An 18,100-nucleotide genomic window follows, 5' to 3' on the forward strand; every position below is an offset into this window, starting at 1 on the left:
GGTGGACGGCGGATACCGCCAGAGGTTCAGGCTTTCGGCAAGAGTCGTCGCACGAGTTCGATCCAATAGTTCACCCCGGCGGGAATGATCTGGTCATTGAAGTCGTAATGCGGATTGTGCAGGGTACAGCCACCCTCCCCCGGACCGTTGCCGATCCAGACATAGCAACCGGGTTTATGCCGCAGGAAGAACGCGAAATCCTCGGCCCCCATGCTCGGCCGCGCATCGGCCAACACACTGCAGCCGGGCAGCGCGGCCGCCACCTCGGCGCACAGGGCGGCTTCGGTGGCCGTATTGATGGTCGGCGGGTAACCACGCCGGTACTCGATGTTCACGCGCACGCCATGGCTCGCGGCAATGCCGGCGCAGAGGCGTGAAAGTGCGGCCTCGACCTGGTCCTGCACGGCCTCGCTGAATGCGCGCACGGTGCCGCAGAGCTGTGCCCGGTCGGGAATCACGTTGTACGCTTCACCAGCATGGAATTGCGTAACCGACACTACCGCGGCGTCGAGCGGGTCCAGCGTCCGGCTGACGATGGACTGGATCGCCTGAACCAGAGCGGCGCCGGCGACGATCGAATCGGTTCCGAGATTGGGCATTGCGGCGTGCGCGCCCTGCCCGAGGATCTCGATATCGAAACGGTCGGCGCTGGCCATCACGGGACCCGCATGCACGGCAAATTGCCCGGCGGGCTGACCCGGCCAGTTGTGCATGCCGAAGATGGACTCCATCGGGAAGCGATCAAACAAGCCGTCGTCGACCATCGCATCCGCGCCGCCTTCACCTTCTTCGGCGGGCTGGAACACGAAGTACACAGTGCCGTCGAAATCCGGGTGCGCGGCCAGCACTTCGGCGGCGCCTAACAGCATGGTGGTGTGTCCGTCGTGTCCGCAGGCGTGCATGCAGCCCTGATGCCGGGAATGGTGGGCAAAGTCGTTGCGCTCCTGGATCGGCAGCGCGTCCATGTCAGCGCGCAGGCCGACGGCGCGCAGGCTGCGACCGGAGCGCAGTACGCCGACCACGCCGGTACGGCCGACACCGCGATGTGCTTCGATACCTAGCGACTCGAGGTGGCGGGCAACCAGATCCGCGGTGCGATGTTCTGCGAACGCGAGTTCCGGGTGGGCATGGATGTCACGGCGAATTTTAATGAGTTTGGGGTGGCACTGCCGGATCGTTTCGATGACGCTCATGTCTTCACCTGTTCAGGCAGGTTTGGAGGGAATTGTCTGTGGGGGTGCCTTCGAGTTTAATGGGCATCGCCGCTTGCGTCGATCGCCCGGATGAGGACATTCGCGCCCCCGAGCGCAGGCCCTAAAGGAAAACCTGCCGTGAAACTTTTTTACGCCGATCACTTCGTGTTGCCATTGCCGCAGGGACATCGCTTTCCCATGGAAAAATACTCGCGCCTGCGCGAGCGGCTCGCCAAGTGCGGGGCGTTTTCCACCGGGGACTTCGTTGTGCCGGAGGCCGCCACGGACGAGGAAATCTTGCGCGCACATCACCCCGACTACCTGCAGCGCATGGTTACGGGGACGCTGGAACCGGTGGAGCAGCGCAGTATCGGATTCCCGTGGTCGCCACAGATGGTCGAGCGCTCACGCCGTTCGGCTGGTGCCACGCTGCAGGCCTGCCGTCACGCGCTGGCACAAGGTTGCTCGGCCAATCTGGCGGGCGGCACGCACCATGCTCACCATGATTTCGGTTCCGGCTTCTGCGTATTCAACGATGCGGCGATCGCGGCGCTGACGATGCGCGCCGAAGGACGGGTGCGCAAGGTGGCGATCGTCGACTGCGATGTTCACCAGGGTGATGGCACCGCCACGATTCTGTCGGGAGAGCCTGACTTCTTCACCTTCAGCCTGCACGGCGAGAAGAACTTCCCGTTCCGCAAGGCCGCATCGGATCTCGACATCGAACTGCCGGACGGAACCGGCGACGAGGCTTACCTGGAGGCGCTCCGCCATGGATTGATGAGCGTCTTTGGGCGCATCGCGCCGGATCTCGTGATCTATCTGGCCGGAGCGGACCCGTACCACGGTGATCGTCTCGGACGCCTGGCGCTGAGTTTCGAGGGGCTGGCTGCGCGCGACGAACTGGTACTGCAGACCTGTATTGCGCACGGCACGCCGGTGGCCCTTGCGATGGCCGGCGGTTACGCGCATGACATCGACGATACGGTGGCAATTCACGCCAACACGGTGATCACCGCGGCACGCCTCGCCGAGCACTTGCGCTGCGGGAGCAGCCGGCACTGAGCGCCCGGCGAGATTGGGCGCGGGGAGGAATCCGGCGACAGCCCCCTTCTGCTGCCTGGCGGTCCCGCTTATTGAGTACCGGGAGCTCCACCCGCCGGAAGTGCCGGACGACGGCCGCGCTCGGCGCGAAGCAGAGCGGCGATATCGGTGTTGCCGTTCTCCAGTGCCCAGCTCTCGGCCGTAAAGCCGGCATCATTTTTCTGATCGAGGCTGATCCCGGTTTTGAGCAGGCGCCGAACGACCTCGATATGCCCGTTGCGCGCCGCGAGCATGAGTGAATTGGACTGATTCGGCGCCAGCGCCTGAACGTCTGCGCTACGTGCAAGCAGACGTTCAACGAGTTCGAGGCGCCCTTCAAAAGCGGCGTACATCAGTGGCGTCCAGCCGTCATGGTTCACCTGTGCGCCGGCATCGAGCAACAGGTCGACCACCGCGGTTTCGCCCTTCAACACCGCAAGCATCAGGGCGGAATCGCCCGCGGGATTGCGCCGCGAAACCTTTGGTCGGTACTTGAGCAGCGCTTCCACCGTCTGGGCGTTGCCATCTCGCGCAGCAAGCATCAGCAGGGTATTGCCCTGCGCGTCCACGGTGTCAGGGTCGAGGCCACGATTGAGGAGTTGCACGAGTTGCTGTGTATCACCGCGGCGTGCGGCGCTGAGCGAATCCTCATAGCTGTCCGCATGCACGAGACCGCTGCCGAGCGATACGGCAACGAGGGCGGCGGCGGCGAGGCGCCTCACGGATTCAGTGTGCTTGGGCATGGTGAAAGAGCCGGAAAAAGTTTTCGGTGGTCGCCGTTTCAATACGCTCGAGTGTTTCGTTGCGCAGGCGGGCGATTTCTTCGGCCACGTGGACGACCCACGCGGGCTCATTGGTCCTGCCGCGGTGCGGGACCGGCGCGAGATAAGGCGCATCGGTCTCGATCAGCAGGCGATCAAGCGGCACATACTGTGCAACCGCCTTGAGCTCAGTGGCGTTCTTGAAGGTGACGATGCCGGAGAAGGAAATGTAGAAGCCGAGGTCCAGCGCGGCTTCCGCGACGTCGCGTGATTCGGTGAAGCAGTGCATCACGCCACCAGCTTCTCCCGCACGTTCCTCGCGCATCAGGCGCAGGGTGTCTTCGGCTGCTGAACGGGTATGCACGATGAGCGGCTTGCCACAGACCCGCGCGGCACGGATGTGAGTGCGGAAGCGATTGCGCTGCCATTCGGGCGCGTCCTTCTGCCAATAGTAGTCGAGTCCGGTTTCGCCGATCGCGACGACCTTGGGATGGTCGGCGAGCGCGAGCAGGCGGGCTTCGTCCGGCTCTTCGACGCCGTCGTTGTCCGGATGCACGCCGACCGACGCGGAAAGCTGCGGGTGTCGCTCGGCCAGTGCGAGGACGCGCGGAAAGTCTTCCAGTTTGACGCTGACGCACAGGGCGTGGCCGACGCGATTGGCGGCCATCGCTGCAAGCACCGCCTCTTCGCGGCTTGCCAGGTCAGGAAAGTCCAGATGGCAGTGGGAATCGACGAACATCAGGCGGAAATCAAAGCGTATGGGTCGGGCGATTGGAGCCGAGGTGGCCGGCGAGGATCTGCTCGATGCGGCCGCGCAGTGCCTTGCCGGATTCGTCAGCGCTGAAGTGCACCCCGATCCCCTGCGTCTTGCCACCCTGCGCACCGTGGGGCGTGACCCACGCCACGGTCGCTGCCACCGGATGCTTGGTGGGATCGTCCATGAGCTGCAGCAGCATGAACACCTCGTCGCCGAGCGCATGCACGCGCGGCGTGGGCACGAAGATGCCGCCGTTGGCGAGGAAGGGCATGTAGGCCGCGTACAGCGCGGACTTGGAGTTGATGTTCAGCGACAGCACGCTGGGGCGTGCCACGCTCGGTTTGGCAGCTTCGCTCATCGGCGGGATCCGGTTACGGCGCGCGCATAGCGCAAGAGCATGTCTTCGAGCATCAGTCTGGCATTGAGGGGATGCTGGGCTACCCGGCGAATCCGGGCCAGTTCATTGTAGCAGTTCACCACCATTGCCACGTTGGTGCGCGAAGCCAGCGCGGACAGCACGCCTTCCTCTGCAGGAAAGAAGCGCAGCCGTCCGCCGAGCCGCAGGGAGGCAAGGTCAGTGACCCAGCGCTGCATCCATTCGACGAGCTGAACCATGCCGAAGCCGGCAGCGAGCGCCTCCTTCGACTTGAGCCAGCTTTCCCACTGCCCCGCAAGCCTGAGCGGATCTCCCGCAGGAAGCTGCCCGAGATCCTTGACGAAGCGCTTGAGCAGTAAGTCCGAACCGTTCTGCGCCAGACGCTGCGCTGCCAGCGGCATGCCCCCGGTGAGGGCGAGCAGATCGCCGGCAACGGCATCCTGGGTGCTCAGCCAGTGCGCGACGGCGTCGCCCGTCGGACGCGAAAAAGTCCATTGCTGGCAGCGGCTGCGGATGGTCGGCAACAGGCGGCGCGGCGCGGACGAGATCAACAGGAATATGCAGCCTTCGGGCGGCTCTTCGAGGAGCTTGAGCAAAGCGTTGGCGGTGAAGGCGTTCATCGCCTCGGCGGGATCGACGATGACGACACGGCGGCTGCTCTGGTGGCCGGTGACCGCGAGCGATTCCTGCAGGTCGCGGATCTGCTCGATGACGATCTGCGACGATTTCTTCTTCGCTGCTCCGCCGTCAGCGGCGTCCTCGGCCCCGTCGCCGTCCGCCGCAACGGTGTCGGCGGCCGGGACAACCGGCAAGAGATCCGGGTGGTTGCCGGAAATCCTGAGTTGGCAGGGCGTGCAGTGGCCGCAGGCATGTCCGTCCGGGCCGGGCGTCGCACACAGCAGTCGCGCCGCCAGGGCGTCGGCGAGGTCGCGTTTGCCCAGACCGGCCGGCCCGACAAACAGCAGTGCATGCGGCAGGCGTTCGCCAAGACCGATCAGACGCTGCCAGGTTTCCTGCAGCCACGGGTGGATCATCGGAACCAGCGCTCCGTGACGATGGCTTCGAGCTCGGCGCGAATCTGTTGCGGTGGTCGATCGGCGGCGATGACCCGGATCCGTTCAGGCGCCATGCGTGCGCGCTCAAGATAGGCAGCACGCACCCGTTCGAAGAAGTCGCGTTGTTCGCGCTCGAAACGGTCGGGATTGACACCCGTGCTGGCAACCCGCGCCGCGGCGATTTCCGGCGCGAGGTCGAAAACCAGGGTCAGTTCGGGCTGGAATCCGGGGTGAACCCAGTTTTCCAGCGCGGCAAACTTGGCGGCATCCAGCCCGCGCCCGCCGACCTGGTAGGCGTAGGTTGCATCGGTGAAACGATCGGACACCACCCATCTGCCGGCTTCCAGCGCCGGCTTGATGCGCGCGGCAAGGTGTTCGCGACGCGCGGCGAACATCAGCATCGCCTCGGTTTCAAGGTGCATCGGCTCGTGCAGCAGCAGGTCCCGCAGCTTTTCTCCCAGCGCAGTACCGCCAGGTTCGCGTGTCTGGTCGACGCTCAGCCCGCGTGATTCGAGCAGCGCGACGAGTGCCGCGATCTGGCTGCTCTTGCCGGCACCGTCGATCCCCTCGAAGGTGATGAAGCGCCCCGGGGCGCGCGTGTCGGTCAACTTCCTGGTCCCCGCTGATAACGATTGACGGCCTTGTTGTGGTCGTTGAGGTTGCTTGAAAACTCGCTGCTCCCGTCGCCGCGGGAGACGAAATAGAGATAGTCGCTTGGCGCCGGGCGCACTGCGGCATTCAGCGCGTCGCTGCCTGGCATTGCGATGGGCGTCGGTGGCAGTCCCGCACGCGTGTACGTGTTGTATGGGTGATCGGTCTCGAGATGCCACTTGCGCAGGCGCCCGTCGAAACCGTCACCGTATCCGTAAATGACCGTCGGATCCGTTTGCAGGCGCATGCCGATACGCAGGCGATTGGCAAATACCGAGGCAACCAGTCCGCGGTCTTCAGGGCGGCCGGTTTCTTTTTCGATGATCGACGCTAGGATCAGTGCCTCGTAGGGCGAAGCGAGCGGCAGGAGCGGATCACGCGCCTCCCAGGCCTGCGCAAGTCGTTGCTTCATCGCTGCGTACGCACGCCGCAGCACGGCGAGCGAACTCGATTGTTTGTCGAAGAGATAGGTATCCGGGAAGAACAGGCCCTCGGGGTGCTGTTCGCTGGCGCCGATCGCGCGCAGGATGTCAGCCTCCGACAAGCTTGCGGTGTCGCGCAGGAGATCGGGATGCGTTTCGAGCGCGGCGCGTACCTGGCGGAAGTTCCACCCCTCGAGCAGACGCAGTTCCGCCTGTGACACGTCTCCACTCGACAACTTGAGAATGAGCAACCACGGCGTCACGCCCTCGTGGACTTCGTAGCTGCCGGCGAGAATCCGCTCGGCCTTGCCGGTAACGCGTGCCAGCCAGTACAAGGCGCGTGGGCTGACGTCGACGCCGGCAGCGGAAATCGCAGCGGCCGCCTGACGCATCGTGAACCCGCGTTGAACGGTGAAATCCACCACCGGCTGCACAAGTTTCAGCGGTCGCTGCGCATACCACCACGCCGCAGCGGAGAGCGCCGCGACGGCGAGCGCGAGTACGATCAACAAACGGAGGATCAGGGCCTTCATCAGGGCGGAAATTGTGAACCGGATGCCGGGCACGCGAGTACCGGCCCGGAAATGTTTGACGTGCAACCATCGCGTCTGCGGGGCCCTATAATACTTCATCCCCTTTCCCTGCTCCCGACAAACAGACATGAACACACCCTGGACCGACTTTCTCGCCCGCGCGGGTGCCACGCTTGAAAATTCCACTATCCGTTTTGACTCGCCGGAGGCCGAAGTTCGCGCCGCGGCGTCCGGCACGGTGGTCGTGCCGCTGGTGCATCTCGGCCTGATTCGCAGCGCCGGGGACGATTCGGTCGGTTTTCTGCACAACCTGCTCTCCAACGACGTGAAAAAGCTCGGCGCGGACGGCGCGCAGTGGTCGAGCTTCAACACCCCGAAGGGGCGCATGCTGGCGAGCCTGCTGATGTGGAATGACGCCGCTGGCCAGATGATTGCAGCGTCCGCGGACGTTCAGCCGATGCTGCTCAAGAAGTTGTCGATGTACGTGCTGCGCAGCAAGGTGCAGCTCGGCGACGCAGGTGCGGACACCGTACTGATCGGCGTCAGTGGCGGCGACACCAGCGCCGTGCTGGCGCGCGCCGGCATCGCGGCACCCGTCGCGCCGATGACACAGGCGGTCGCGGGCGAGGTGCGTTGCATTCGCCTCGATGAACGGAATCTGGTTCTTGCCCTGTCCTCGACGTCGGCACCGGAGATCTTCGACAAGCTGGTCGCGAGTGGTGCCCACAAGGCCGGCACCGCCGCCTGGCAGCTGGCGATGATCCGCGCCGGCCTGCCGCTGATTACGGCCGCGACGCAGGAGGAGTTTGTCGCGCAAATGCTGAACTTCGAGGTCATCGGCGGCGTGAGTTTCAGCAAGGGTTGCTACCCCGGCCAGGAAATCGTCGCGCGCACACAGTACTTGGGCAAGCTGAAAAAACGCATGTACCGCATTCACGTGAACACCGACACGGCACCCGCCGCGGGTGCCGACGTATTCACGCCGGATTTCGGCGAACAGTCGGCAGGAAAGCTGGTCAATGTAGTACCTGCACCGGATGGCGGTTTCGAGGCGCTGGTAGTGATGCAGACGAGTTCTGCGGCGGCCGGTGAAGCGCATCTTGGAAGTCTGCAGGGGCCTCGTCTAGAGTTTCTCGATCTGCCTTACTCGCTGCCCGAAAAATGACGAACGATACCGCCGTACCAGTCGCTTATTACATCTACTACAGGGTCCGTGCCGACGCGGAGCGCGAGGATGCGCATGCGACCGTCCGTACAATGCAGGCCGCCCTGGCGGCGCGCACCGGCGTCCAGGGGCGCCTGCTCGAACGCTGCGGGGATGATGTGACGTGGATGGAAATCTACGAGTCGGTGGCCGATTCGGCCGCGTTTGAAGCCGCCTTGCGCGTCGAGACCGAAGCTCACCAGGTTACGGATCTGGTCGAACCGGGGTCCGGACGGCACCTGGAACGTTTTGTCGAATGTGCCTGATTGTCGTCGGCTGGCAGGCTCACCCGGATTACCCGCTGGTCGTTGCCGCCAATCGCGATGAATTTCTCGCCCGTCCGGCTGTGCCGGCCCACTGGTGGACCGATGCGCCGGAGCTGCTCGCGGGTCGCGATCTGGAAGCCGGCGGCACGTGGATGGGGATCAGCCGCAATGGTCGCTTTGCGGCACTGACCAATTATCGCGATCCGACGCTGCACCGAGCGGGCGCGCCGTCACGCGGCACGCTCGTGCGCGATTGCCTGACTGCCAGCGACAATGCTCAATCCCGTCTGGACGTGGTGGCCGCCGTCAGTGCCGAGTACGCCGCCTTCAACCTGCTGGTGAGCGACGGCAAGCAACTTGGCATTCACGAGAGCACCACCGGCGTCGTGCGCATGCTGGAGCCGGGCGTATACGGCCTGTCGAACCATGTGCTCGACACGCCGTGGCCGAAGGTACGGCTCGCACGGGAACACTTCGCTGCGGCGCTCGCGCAGTTGCCAGCCCATGACGCTTTCCTGTCAATGCTGCGCGACGACACGCCTGCCCCGGATCATCACCTGCCGGAAACCGGTGTCAGCACGGACTGGGAACGCTGGCTGTCGCCAGCCTTCATTCGCGCCCCCGGCTACGGCACGCGCTGTTCGACTCTGATTGCGGTGCATCGCGATGGCAGGGTGACGTTCCGCGAATGGACCTGGGACGCGAAAGGCGAATTCGCCAGCGAGGCGCTCCACCGTTTTGTCGGTGCGGCCAGCGGACCGCGTTCCTAGCCGGACTCAGGAAACGAGTCGGCGACGCATTGTCTGGTGTTCGATACCGGCTTCGATGAAGATATCGCCTTCCGGCGCGAAGCCGTGACGCAGGTAGAAATCGACTGCGGCAATCTGGGCGTTCAGTGCCACTTCCGCAAAGCCTCGCCGTGCGGCCTCTTCGACCAGCGCTTCAAGGATCAGCCCGCCGATACCGCGATCGCGCGACTGGGCGGCGACCGCCATGCGCCCGATATGTCCGTCCGGCAGCAGGCGCCCGGTGCCGATGACGCAGCCGTCCGCGCTCGCGGCTACCGCATGGCGGCACAGCGGGTCGTTGGCATCGCGTTCCAGCGCCGCCGGCACCCCCTGCTCGACGACGAACACCTGTTCACGCAAGGGCATGACCAGCGGGGCCGCTTCCGTCCAGTCGAGAATGCGGATGGTCGGGGCCAGAGGCATGTGCAGCCCTTCGGTTTGCCTGCAGCGTGCTTCGTCAATGTCGACACGGGTGCCCACCGGCACCAGGTCAAACAGCTCGATCACGTCGCGGTTGCGCATGCGGATGCAACCGTGCGAACGCGGTACGCCCATCGGCTGGTCGTCCGGCGTGCCGTGGATGTAGATGTAGCGGCGCATCGAATCGACGTTGCGGAGCCGGTTGCGTCCGGGCTCACAGCCGCACAGCCACAGGATGCGCGACAGGATCCAGTCGCGCGCGGGATGTTGCTCGGCCAGTTCCGGGGTCCAGATCTCGCCGGTCGGGCGCCGCCCGCGGAACACCGTGCCAGCCGGCGCACCCGCGCCGATGCGTGCTCGCACGCGATGCCGTCCGCGCGGGGTGCAGTTGCTGTCCTGCAGTTCGCCTGCGCCGTTCAGTGCCGTCGACACCGCGTAACGGCGGATGCACGCCCCGTCCGGTCCGTACAGGCTCAGGCGCTGTTCAGCGAGGCTGACGTGAATGCGCACGACGATCAGGCCACGAGCGTACGGCCACGCCGTGCGGCAAAAAAATTCGACAGCATGCTGCCGCACTCATCGGCAAGAACGCCACCGGTGACGCTCGCATGATGATTCAGGCGCGGCTCGGCGAACAGGTCGATGACGCTGCCGGCCACGCCGGTCTTCGGATCGCGCGCGCCGAACACCACCCGCGCAATACGCGAGTGCATGATCGCGCCACTGCACATCGCACACGGTTCCAGCGTCACATAAAGTTCGCAGCCCGGCAGGCGGTAATTGCCCAGGCGTGCCGCTGCGTCGCGCAGCGCCATCACCTCGGCGTGCGCGGTCGGGTCGTGTTGACGGATCGGCTGGTTGAAGCCACGCCCCACGATCTCGCCGTCCAGCACCACCACGGCCCCGACCGGCACTTCCTCGCAGGCCCCAGCCATCCGCGCCTGCTCCAGCGCGGCAAGCATGAATTCTTCGTCGGTCATTGAATTGCTCTCCAGAACGCGCAGTTTACTGGAGCGGACGCGAGTCGTGCGAGACCTGCGGTCCCACCTGGCGTGACGGACCATGCATAGCCCGATAGGTACGACAACGTGCGTCATGCGGCCTGTTACGGTGTGAGGGATCGATTTCGGCCATGAGCAACGATTTCAGGTCGTTACAAGGGAAGCCGCGAGAGCCGCTTCTGCGCGCTATGATTGGCCCGAGAGGGATCCCAGTCCGCCGAACGACCGCTGCAGGGCCTGCTCTTGGTGGACCGGGCGATCGACGGAGGTACGCCCAAGCCAATGTATTACGGAGAGAAGTTCAACGCGCTGACGCATCTCGTCGGGGCCATGCTGGCGCTAGCTGGCACCGTCGTGCTCATCGTACTCGCCGCGCAGGATGGCGACCCGTGGAAGGTCGTGAGCGTCTCGGTCTACGGCGCGACGCTGGTATTGCTCTACAGTTTCTCCGCGGCGTACCACAGCCTGCGCGGGCGGGCCAAAGACATCCTGCGCGAGCTGGACCATCACAGCATCTATCTGCTCATCGCCGGGACGTACACCCCGTTCTGCCTGGTGACACTGCGTGGCCCGTGGGGCTGGTCGCTGCTTGGAGCGGTGTGGGGACTCGCAGTGCTCGGCAGCCTGCAGGAGCTGAGGCCGAGGGGCGGAGCGCGAATACTGTCGGTCGTGATCTACGTGGTAATGGGCTGGGTAGCCCTGGCCGCCCTGGTCCCGCTACTGCGGGTGCTGGGGCCGGCGGGTTTCGCCTGGGTCGTGGCCGGCGGGCTGTTCTATACGCTCGGCATCGTTTTCTATGCACTCGACACGCGCCTCAGGCACGCTCATGGCATCTGGCACCTGTTCGTGATCGCGGGTAGTGCGGCCCACTACGTTGCGATCCTGCGTTACGTGCTGTAAGCCGCGCAGGGCGTCGAGATGCCGGAGGAGCCGCCTTGCAGTCGTGCCGGCAGCCCGTGAAAGCTGCCGGCTTGGCCACAGATACGGTAACTCAGGCGCTTGCCAGCGCCTTTTCCAGCTTCGCCTTCAGCCGCTGAGCGGTTTTTTCCGCGCCGACGACGAAGCGGCTGTGTTTGCCGCGGGCGACTTCTTCGAGGGCGTCGCGAGCGCTGAATTCGAAGGTGACGGCGGGCCCGTTAACCTCGGTGACGGTGACGGTAATCTCGATCCACATGCCCAGCAAGGTGGCGCCGACGTGGTCGAGTTCGACGCGGGTGCCGACGGAGTCCTTGCCGGCTTCGATGTGTTCCAGCAGCAGGTCGCGGCACACGACTTCGATGTCGTAGAGCAGCGAAGGCGTCGAATAGACGCGGCAGTCGTCGCCCATGAAGCCGATGGTGCGGCCCTTGTCGATGTCGTAGCGGCGGGTCGATGTCAGGCCGGCCTTGAGTTCGCTCATGTTGCAGTCTCCTTGGTTTTGGCGCCGGACTGGGCCGGCGCCGGGTTCGTGTCGATTTCGCTTATTTGGCGCGCTGGCGGATTGCGTCGGCGTTGAGGCGAGCCTCGACGTAGCGTGCGAGCGCGCGAGTGCCGCGGCCGCAGTTGCGGAATACGCACACGCCCTGGTCCATCAGGCGCGCGGCCATCGCATCGTAGAGCACGCCGCCGTCGACGATGCCGATGACCGGCTTGTCGCTCTTCGCGGCGAGCGGCGGGTAGATGTGCACGGTGCCCTTCGGGTCCGACAAGTCGTAGCCGGGGCGCAATTTGCTCGCTTCGAGTCCGCGGATTGACGGTGCGGTCGGGTCGAGGCCGACGACGACGGCGTCGATGTTCGGATCGTCGAGGAAGGCTTCGGTGATCTGCAGGTGCGCTTCGTCGTCCGCGCCGGGGTTGATGTCGATGGGGTTGCGCACTTCGACCAGCGCATCGAGGCGCTTGGCGGCGAGGATTTCCTGCACGCGCTGGACGGTGGCGGGTTCAAGTTCGCCCATTTCCAGCGAGAACGTTTCCGACACGATCGAATCGGCCATGCCGACGGCTTCGAAGCCGGCGCCACTGATCGCGCCGAGGCGTTTTCCTACTTGCTTGTGATGCAACGCGCCGGCGATGTAGAAGAGATCGTCGAAGCTGTTGAAGTCTTCGGCGACGATCGCGCCGGCCTGGCGCAGCACGGCGTCGAACAGCACGGGGTCGCCGGCGATCGACGCGGTGTGACCCATCACGCCACCGGCGCCGGCCTCGGTGCGACCGGATTTGTAGACGACGACCTGCTTGCCATTGAGCACGGCCTTGCGCACCGCTTTGGCGAAATCGAGGCCGTCGCCGTCCTTGAAGCCTTCGATGTAGACGCCGAGCGTTTCGATCTCGGGGAGCTCACCGAAATAGGCGAGCATGTCGCCATGTGTGAGGTCGGTCTGATTGCCGAGCGCGAGCATGTAACGCGGGTCGAGCCACGGATTCTGGGAGAGGCGCGTGATCATGAAGGCGCCGCTCTGGCTCAGCATCACCGAATTGCGTTCGACCTTCTTCTGCGGCTTGGGCAGGCGTTCGAGCGGGATGAACCAGGAGTCGTAGCCGCCCGGATGCGACACGACGCCGAGGCAGTTCGCGCCGAGGAAGACCGGCCCGCCGCCGGGTCTGCCGTGCGCGGCGTTGATGCGGGCGGCGAGCGCTGCGGCGGGTTCGCGGCTCTTCTGCGTTTCGCCGAGGCTGCCGGGGATCAGCATCACGGATTCGACGGCGTCGGTTTCGATGATCTCGTCGACGAGGTCGTACACCGCATCGGCGGCGACCGCGACGATCAGCAGGTCGAGATTGTGGTCGAGTGCCTTGAGGCCGTCCACGCAGCGCACGCCGTCGATTTCGCTCTCGCCGGGGCGCAGGATCGTCAGCTTTTCCTTCGGGTAACCGCTGCCCATCAGGTTCTTCAGGATGATGCGGCCGAAGTTCATGCTGGTGGCGGACACGCCGATGATGCCGATCGAGCGGGGGTGGATCAGTTTGTCGATCTTGTGCACGGGGCGCGGCAGGCGGCCGGCGACCGGAACGCCGAACTCGCAGCGCGCGGCGCCGACGGTGGGCTTCTTGGCGAACTGCACCGCGTCGAGTTGGAGACTGCGCAGCACGAATTCGGCCTGCGGATTCTGCGCCGAGTATTCGTGGCCGAGGCCGAGCATCACGCCAAAGCAGAATTCCAGCACCTGATCGGGTGGCCGACGGCCGTCGCGTTGGGCAATGGCCGCCATCTTCTGGTACGCAAGCGTGCGACGGAACAGCCCGAGGAAGTCGGCGGCGTCGGTCAGTTCGACGGCCGCGGTAACGCTTGCGCGGTCCTTGCGGAAATTGGCGCGATCGAGCGCCGCGTCGAGGCCGCCGAGGCCGGCGCTGAGCACCATGCCGAATTCGCGGGTGTTGTTCAGCTCGATGCGCAGGTCGACGCCGCCGGGTACGCCGTCGGTCAATGCCGCGCCGAAACTCGCAACGAAGCGTTCGAGTTCCGCCTGATTGAGACTGTCGCGCCCCTCCGCCACGGCCTGCTTGAACAACTCGCCGGTGACGGCATTCACCGCCGCCCCCGGATTGATGGTCGATCGATCGTTCACTGCACTGTCTCCGATTGCGCCACACACGTTGCGCGGTGGCCGGTTAGTTGTTTTCCGACGTGGCGCGTCAGGATGCCGGCGCGCCCTTCGGGCGCTTGTCGATGACCCGTTTCGCCTTGCCGACCTGGGTACGTTCGATACGCCCGGTCTCCAGCACATACACGTCGGCACTGACGCCGACACCGCTCTTGATCTCGTGGCGCACCGTGGTCGCGATCGCCGCACGCTGGCTTTCGTTGAGGACGTCCGACAGATCGCTGCGCAACTCCGCGAGCACCGTGAGTTCGTCCATGTGATTCGGCCGCGTGATGTGCAGCTGATAGTGGCCGCACAGGCTTTCGTGGCGCAGGATGATTTCCTCGATCTGCGTCGGGAAGACGTTGACGCCACGGATGATGAGCATGTCGTCGCTGCGGCCGGTGATCTTGCCGATGCGCCGCATCGTGCGCGCGGTGCCCGGCAGCAGCACGGTGAGGTCGCGCGTGCGGTAGCGCACGATCGGCAGCGCCTCCTTGGTCAGCGAGGTGAATACCAGTTCGCCGGGCGTGCCGTCAGGCAGCACTTCGCCGGTCACCGGGTCGATGATCTCGGGGTAGAAGTGGTCTTCCCAGATGTGCGGGCCGTCCTTGGTTTCGATGCATTCGCAGGCGACACCCGGGCCGATGACCTCCGACAGGCCGTAGATGTCGATGGCGTCGATGCCGAGGCGTGTCTCGATTTCGCGGCGCATTTCGTTGGTCCACGGCTCGGCGCCGAACACACCGACGCGCAGCGACGTGGACGCCGGGTCGATGCCCATGTTCTGCAGTTCGTCGGCGATCGTCAGCATGTAGGATGGCGTGGCCATGATCATCGTCGGCTGGAATTCACGGATCAGCTGCACCTGCTTCTCGGTGTTGCCGCCGCCCATCGGGATCATCGTCGCACCGAGGTGCTCGCCGCCGTAGTGTGCGCCGAGGCCGCCGGTAAACAGGCCGTAGCCGTAGGAGTTGAGGATGATGTCGTTGCGCGTGCCGCCGGCCGCACGCAGCGAACGGCCCATCACGCCCGCCCACATCGCGATGTCGTTCTTCGTATAGCCCACGACCGTCGGCAGGCCGGTGGTGCCGGACGAGGCGTGGATGCGCACGATCTCGCTCATCGGCACCGCGAACATCCCGTAGGGGTAGTTGTCGCGCAGTTCCTTCTTGCTGGTGAAGGGGAAACGCGCGAGATCGGACAGTTCCTTGACGTCCGATGGATGGACGCCGGCCGCATCGAAAGCGGCGCGGTAATGCGCGACGTTGTCGTAGGCGTGTTGCAGCGACCACTTGAGGCGTTCGAGCTGGAGCGCCGCGAGTTCGTCGCGGCTGGCCTTCTCGATCGGTTCCAGCATATCACCCGCCGGGGCCTGCCCCGCTTCCCAACCCTGTCTAGCCGCCATGCGCCTGCTCCGAAAAACGTTGAACGAACTTCGCGTTCTCCACGACCTTGCCCTGGATATGCGTGATCTGATCCTCGCTGAGGTGACGGAAACGCCCCATCACCTTGAGGTACTCGGTAACCGGCAACGGATCGTCGACCGGCTTCGTGAAGCGCAAGCCTTTCTGGGGCGTGAACTCCCACAGCATCACGAAATTGGTCTCGACCGCCTTGCGCGCGACTTCCATGTTCTGGTGGGTCGGGAAACGCCAGCCGGTGGTACAGGGCGAATACACGTGGAGGTAGGCGAAGCCGGTTTTCGACGCCAGCAGCGCCTTGTCGAGTTTCTCGTAGAGATCCTCCATGTACGCGGTCGAGGCCGTCGCGACGTAGGCGCAGCGGTGGTTGACCATGATCAGCGGCAGGTTCTTCGCGTCCTGCGTCTTGCCCTGCGACGGCATGCCCGCCGAGCAGCCCGCGCCGACTGGCGTCGTCGAGGTCCAGGCGCCGTAGGGCGTGCAGCTGGAACGCTGCATGCCGGTGTTCATGTAGCCCTCGTTATCGACGACCATGAAGAGCATCTGTTCGCCGCGCTCGGCCGCGCCGGACAGCGACTGGAAGCCGACGTCGGAGGCGCCGCCGTCACCGGCGATCGCCAACGCGTTGATCTCCCGCCCGACGCGCTTGTACTGGCGCTTGATGCCGGCGAGCATCGCGGCGGTGTTGGTCAGCAGCGGGTGGAACACCGGCACCTTGGTGCCGGTCGTGCCGTTGAAGCCGACCGAGCCCATGCCCGGCACACAGCCCGGCGGCGTTGCGAGCACCGTGTCCGGGCCGACGCGACGCAGCGTGTGGCGCATCAGCAACTCGGTGTTGCAGCCTTGGCAGCCGGCGAGGCCCGGCGCGAAGAGGTCTTCCCAGTCGCCGACCTCGTTGTAGATGTTCGCGGTGGTGATGTATTTCAGCGCGCCGTGCGGACAGGCCGGCACGCAGGCGGGGTTGCCGTCGCAGGTGTCGCACTTCGACACGTGGCCGGAGACCTCGTCGAGCGCGATGCCGGCGTAGGCACAGCCGACCGTGCACAACAGGCAGTCGACGCACTTGCTGGCGTCCCAGCCGATCACGCCGGTCTCGCCGTCCTTGCCCAGTGCGCCCGCCGGGCACACGGTGACGCATTTCGGATCGGCGCACTGGCGGCACAGCGCCAGTTCGAAATCCTTTTCACGACCGACGATCTGGATGCGCGAACGCGCAATGTCGTCGGTGCCGGTCTTGGCCTGCGCACAGGCGACCATGCAATCGCCGCAGCCGTCGCACTTGGCGGCGTCGAAGGCAATGGTGTTGAAAGCTCGTACCATCATCTGCTCCTTGGTCCGGGCGCTTAACGCCAGGTCTTCGACATGATTTCGCGGCCGACCGCCAGCGGATTCGCCAGCAGGCGTTCCTTGACGTCGGTGAGGTCGATGCGCCGCAGGATCAGCTGGCACATCACGCCGCCGTCGAAGAACTCATTGACGCCGAAAATGCCGGTGAGACGGCCATCCTGGAAAATCGCCTTGAGGTAGCGGCCGGTTTTTTCATCGAAGCGCGTGACGACCTCGCCACCTTCGGGAACCTTGCTGCTGCCGACCGAAATCGCGTGGCGACCGAAGAAGTGGTAGGTGTTGAGCGGCACGCCGCCGGGGTATTCCTTGATGCCCGGATCGCCTGCCATCGCCATGCCGGCGACGCGGCCCTGCACCGTCGCATCGGGCAGGATCGCGTTCATCACTTGGGTATCGGTGAAGAAACCGCGTGCCTGCGCGCAGTCGCCCGCGGCCCAGACGTTGGCAACGCTGGTCTGCATGCGGTCATCGACGAGGATGCCCTGCCCGTGCTCGACGCCGCTGCCGTTAAGGTAGGCCATTTCGGGCTTCACGCCGGTGGCGACGAGCAACAGGTCGGCTTCGAGCGTGGTGCCGTTTTCCAGCGTCAGTTTCGCGCCGACCGGCGACGGCTCGAGGCGCACGACGCGGTTGCCGGTCATGATCTTCGCGCCGTTGTCGATGAAGGCCTGCTCGATCATCTGCGCGGCGACCTTGTCGAAATAGCCGGCGGTGAGCTGGTCGCTCATCTCGACGATGGTCACGCTGGCGCCGGCTTTCACGAGATTTTCCGCCGCGTGCATACCGACGAGGCCGGCACCGAGCACGACCGCCTGTTTCGATTTGGCGATCGCGTCGCGCAGCTTCAGCGCGTCGTCGAGGGTGCGCAGCACGTGGTAGGAGACGGTGTCGATGCCGGGGATCGGCGGGATCGCCGGCGAGGCACCGGTGGCGAGCAGCAGCTTTTCATACGCCAGGTGCGAGCCGTCGGCGAGTTCGGCGGTGTTCGAGTCGGCGTGCAGCGCGGCGAGCGCGGCCTTGGGCCGGTAGCTCACCTTGTTGCGCGCGAAAAAATCGTCATCACGCAGGAAGATGCGCTCGGGCGCGGACTTGCCGGATACGACGTAGGGCAGCACGGTCGGCGAATACGGCAGATGCGCGTCGCGCGTGACGACGGTGAGGCTGCCCTCGGGGTCGTGCATGCGGATCGCGGACACCGCTTCGAGCGCCGCGTGGCTGCTGCCGACGATCAGGTATTTGGTTTGTTCCATTGCTTGATC

The 18,100-nt window shown here is 65.1% G+C and carries 19 protein-coding genes and 1 pseudogene; 5 read left to right on the top strand and 15 right to left on the bottom strand.

What is annotated here, in order from left to right:
- Positions 1–26: 26 nt before the first annotated feature.
- Positions 27–1,193, bottom strand: coding sequence for a M20 aminoacylase family protein (locus GPA25_RS04785; protein ID WP_169259216.1), 1,167 nt, complete (start codon positions 1,191–1,193; stop codon positions 27–29).
- A gap of 138 nt (positions 1,194–1,331) precedes the next feature.
- Here GPA25_RS04785 and GPA25_RS04790 point away from each other — a divergent pair, with 138 nt between their 5' ends.
- Positions 1,332–2,258 carry an arginase family protein gene (locus tag GPA25_RS04790; protein ID WP_169259217.1) on the top strand — a complete coding sequence of 309 codons (927 nt, stop codon included), beginning with the start codon at positions 1,332–1,334 and terminating at the stop codon, positions 2,256–2,258.
- A gap of 68 nt (positions 2,259–2,326) precedes the next feature.
- Here the strand turns inward: GPA25_RS04790 and GPA25_RS04795 are convergent, their stop codons facing one another.
- From GPA25_RS04795 to mltG, 6 genes are read right to left on the bottom strand one after another with little or no spacing between them, the layout of a single operon-like run.
- The gene (locus GPA25_RS04795; RefSeq protein WP_169259218.1) at positions 2,327–3,019 is read right to left on the bottom strand and encodes an ankyrin repeat domain-containing protein; all 693 of its coding nucleotides are present in this window, start codon (positions 3,017–3,019) and stop codon (positions 2,327–2,329) included.
- Positions 3,003–3,776, bottom strand: coding sequence for a TatD family hydrolase (locus GPA25_RS04800; protein ID WP_169259219.1), 774 nt, complete (start codon positions 3,774–3,776; stop codon positions 3,003–3,005). The genes GPA25_RS04795 and GPA25_RS04800 overlap by 17 nt, the downstream gene beginning before the upstream one ends.
- A 10-nt stretch (positions 3,777–3,786) precedes the next feature.
- Positions 3,787–4,152: a PilZ domain-containing protein gene (locus GPA25_RS04805; protein ID WP_169259220.1), complete on the bottom strand. Its 366-nt coding sequence runs from the start codon at positions 4,150–4,152 to the stop codon at positions 3,787–3,789.
- Positions 4,149–5,204, bottom strand: a complete 1,056-nt coding sequence (gene holB, locus GPA25_RS04810) for a DNA polymerase III subunit delta' (protein ID WP_169259221.1) — start codon at positions 5,202–5,204, stop codon at positions 4,149–4,151. Before holB ends, GPA25_RS04805 begins: the two co-directional genes overlap by 4 nt.
- Complete coding sequence (gene tmk / locus GPA25_RS04815; RefSeq protein WP_169259222.1) at positions 5,201–5,833, bottom strand: dTMP kinase; 633 nt, start codon at positions 5,831–5,833, stop codon at positions 5,201–5,203. The genes holB and tmk overlap by 4 nt, the downstream gene beginning before the upstream one ends.
- A complete protein-coding gene (mltG, locus tag GPA25_RS04820) occupies positions 5,830–6,831 on the bottom strand; it encodes an endolytic transglycosylase MltG (protein ID WP_169259223.1) in 1,002 nt (333 codons plus the stop codon). Before mltG ends, tmk begins: the two co-directional genes overlap by 4 nt.
- A gap of 127 nt (positions 6,832–6,958) precedes the next feature.
- Between mltG and ygfZ the strand changes: the two genes are divergently transcribed.
- Genes ygfZ through GPA25_RS04835 form a run of 3 tightly spaced genes read left to right on the top strand, consistent with a single transcriptional unit; the run spans position 6,959 to position 9,071 of the window.
- Entirely contained in the window at positions 6,959–7,996 is a 1,038-nt protein-coding gene (gene ygfZ, locus GPA25_RS04825) for a CAF17-like 4Fe-4S cluster assembly/insertion protein YgfZ (RefSeq protein ID WP_169259224.1), read from the top strand.
- Positions 7,993–8,301: a DUF4936 family protein gene (locus GPA25_RS04830; protein WP_169259225.1), complete on the top strand. Its 309-nt coding sequence runs from the start codon at positions 7,993–7,995 to the stop codon at positions 8,299–8,301. Before ygfZ ends, GPA25_RS04830 begins: the two co-directional genes overlap by 4 nt.
- Entirely contained in the window at positions 8,292–9,071 is a 780-nt protein-coding gene (locus GPA25_RS04835) for an NRDE family protein (protein ID WP_169259226.1), read from the top strand. The genes GPA25_RS04830 and GPA25_RS04835 overlap by 10 nt, the downstream gene beginning before the upstream one ends.
- A 6-nt stretch (positions 9,072–9,077) precedes the next feature.
- Here the strand turns inward: GPA25_RS04835 and GPA25_RS04840 are convergent, their stop codons facing one another.
- The 3 genes and pseudogenes from GPA25_RS04840 to tadA form a co-directional block, all read right to left on the bottom strand.
- On the bottom strand, positions 9,078–9,512 hold the full coding sequence (locus tag GPA25_RS04840) for a GNAT family N-acetyltransferase (protein WP_169259260.1): 435 nt from the start codon (positions 9,510–9,512) through the stop codon (positions 9,078–9,080).
- Between the two features lie 30 nt (positions 9,513–9,542).
- Positions 9,543–10,019 (bottom strand): annotated as a pseudogene (locus tag GPA25_RS04845) (L,D-transpeptidase family protein); the annotation flags it as partial.
- A gap of 5 nt (positions 10,020–10,024) precedes the next feature.
- Complete coding sequence (gene tadA, locus GPA25_RS04850) at positions 10,025–10,489, bottom strand: tRNA adenosine(34) deaminase TadA (RefSeq protein ID WP_211162945.1); 465 nt, start codon at positions 10,487–10,489, stop codon at positions 10,025–10,027.
- Positions 10,490–10,792: 303 nt separating this feature from the next.
- Here tadA and trhA point away from each other — a divergent pair, with 303 nt between their 5' ends.
- Positions 10,793–11,410 (top strand): PAQR family membrane homeostasis protein TrhA, encoded by a 618-nt coding sequence (gene trhA, locus GPA25_RS04855; RefSeq protein WP_169259227.1) that lies wholly within the window; start codon positions 10,793–10,795, stop codon positions 11,408–11,410.
- Between the two features lie 91 nt (positions 11,411–11,501).
- Here trhA and GPA25_RS04860 read toward each other — a convergent pair whose 3' ends face one another.
- The 5 genes from GPA25_RS04860 to padH all read right to left on the bottom strand — a co-directional run bounded on the left by GPA25_RS04860 (position 11,502) and on the right by padH (position 18,091).
- Entirely contained in the window at positions 11,502–11,909 is a 408-nt protein-coding gene (locus GPA25_RS04860) for a thioesterase family protein (RefSeq protein WP_169259228.1), read from the bottom strand.
- A 61-nt stretch (positions 11,910–11,970) separates the two neighbouring features.
- A complete protein-coding gene (locus GPA25_RS04865; RefSeq protein WP_169259229.1) occupies positions 11,971–14,055 on the bottom strand; it encodes a CoA-binding protein in 2,085 nt (694 codons plus the stop codon).
- A gap of 67 nt (positions 14,056–14,122) precedes the next feature.
- The gene (gene paaK, locus GPA25_RS04870; protein ID WP_211162947.1) at positions 14,123–15,478 is read right to left on the bottom strand and encodes a phenylacetate--CoA ligase PaaK; all 1,356 of its coding nucleotides are present in this window, start codon (positions 15,476–15,478) and stop codon (positions 14,123–14,125) included.
- Positions 15,468–16,814: an NADH-dependent phenylglyoxylate dehydrogenase subunit beta gene (padI, locus tag GPA25_RS04875; protein WP_169259263.1), complete on the bottom strand. Its 1,347-nt coding sequence runs from the start codon at positions 16,812–16,814 to the stop codon at positions 15,468–15,470. Before padI ends, paaK begins: the two co-directional genes overlap by 11 nt.
- A gap of 23 nt (positions 16,815–16,837) precedes the next feature.
- A complete protein-coding gene (gene padH, locus GPA25_RS04880) occupies positions 16,838–18,091 on the bottom strand; it encodes an NADH-dependent phenylglyoxylate dehydrogenase subunit epsilon (protein WP_169259230.1) in 1,254 nt (417 codons plus the stop codon).
- Between the last annotated feature and the right edge of the window lie 9 nt (positions 18,092–18,100).

Origin of the sequence: Aromatoleum diolicum (assembly GCF_012910955.1) — a bacterium.
GTDB lineage: Bacteria > Pseudomonadota > Gammaproteobacteria > Burkholderiales > Rhodocyclaceae > Aromatoleum > Aromatoleum diolicum.

Excerpts from the sequence above, each read along its gene's own strand:
- GPA25_RS04785 (WP_169259216.1), bottom strand. The coding sequence starts at position 1,193 with ATGAGCGTCATCGAAACGATCCGGCAGTGCCACCCCAAACTCATTAAA.
- GPA25_RS04795 (WP_169259218.1), bottom strand. The coding sequence starts at position 3,019 with ATGCCCAAGCACACTGAATCCGTGAGGCGCCTCGCCGCCGCCGCCCTC.
- GPA25_RS04800 (WP_169259219.1), bottom strand. The coding sequence starts at position 3,776 with ATGTTCGTCGATTCCCACTGCCATCTGGACTTTCCTGACCTGGCAAGC.
- GPA25_RS04805 (WP_169259220.1), bottom strand. The coding sequence starts at position 4,152 with ATGAGCGAAGCTGCCAAACCGAGCGTGGCACGCCCCAGCGTGCTGTCG.
- holB (WP_169259221.1), bottom strand. The coding sequence starts at position 5,204 with ATGATCCACCCGTGGCTGCAGGAAACCTGGCAGCGTCTGATCGGTCTT.
- mltG (WP_169259223.1), bottom strand. The coding sequence starts at position 6,831 with ATGAAGGCCCTGATCCTCCGTTTGTTGATCGTACTCGCGCTCGCCGTC.
- ygfZ (WP_169259224.1), top strand. The coding sequence starts at position 6,959 with ATGAACACACCCTGGACCGACTTTCTCGCCCGCGCGGGTGCCACGCTT.
- GPA25_RS04830 (WP_169259225.1), top strand. The coding sequence starts at position 7,993 with ATGACGAACGATACCGCCGTACCAGTCGCTTATTACATCTACTACAGG.
- GPA25_RS04835 (WP_169259226.1), top strand. The coding sequence starts at position 8,292 with ATGTGCCTGATTGTCGTCGGCTGGCAGGCTCACCCGGATTACCCGCTG.
- GPA25_RS04840 (WP_169259260.1), bottom strand. The coding sequence starts at position 9,512 with ATGCCTCTGGCCCCGACCATCCGCATTCTCGACTGGACGGAAGCGGCC.
- tadA (WP_211162945.1), bottom strand. The coding sequence starts at position 10,489 with ATGACCGACGAAGAATTCATGCTTGCCGCGCTGGAGCAGGCGCGGATG.
- trhA (WP_169259227.1), top strand. The coding sequence starts at position 10,793 with ATGTATTACGGAGAGAAGTTCAACGCGCTGACGCATCTCGTCGGGGCC.
- GPA25_RS04860 (WP_169259228.1), bottom strand. The coding sequence starts at position 11,909 with ATGAGCGAACTCAAGGCCGGCCTGACATCGACCCGCCGCTACGACATC.
- paaK (WP_211162947.1), bottom strand. The coding sequence starts at position 15,478 with ATGGCGGCTAGACAGGGTTGGGAAGCGGGGCAGGCCCCGGCGGGTGAT.
- padI (WP_169259263.1), bottom strand. The coding sequence starts at position 16,814 with ATGGTACGAGCTTTCAACACCATTGCCTTCGACGCCGCCAAGTGCGAC.
- padH (WP_169259230.1), bottom strand. The coding sequence starts at position 18,091 with ATGGAACAAACCAAATACCTGATCGTCGGCAGCAGCCACGCGGCGCTC.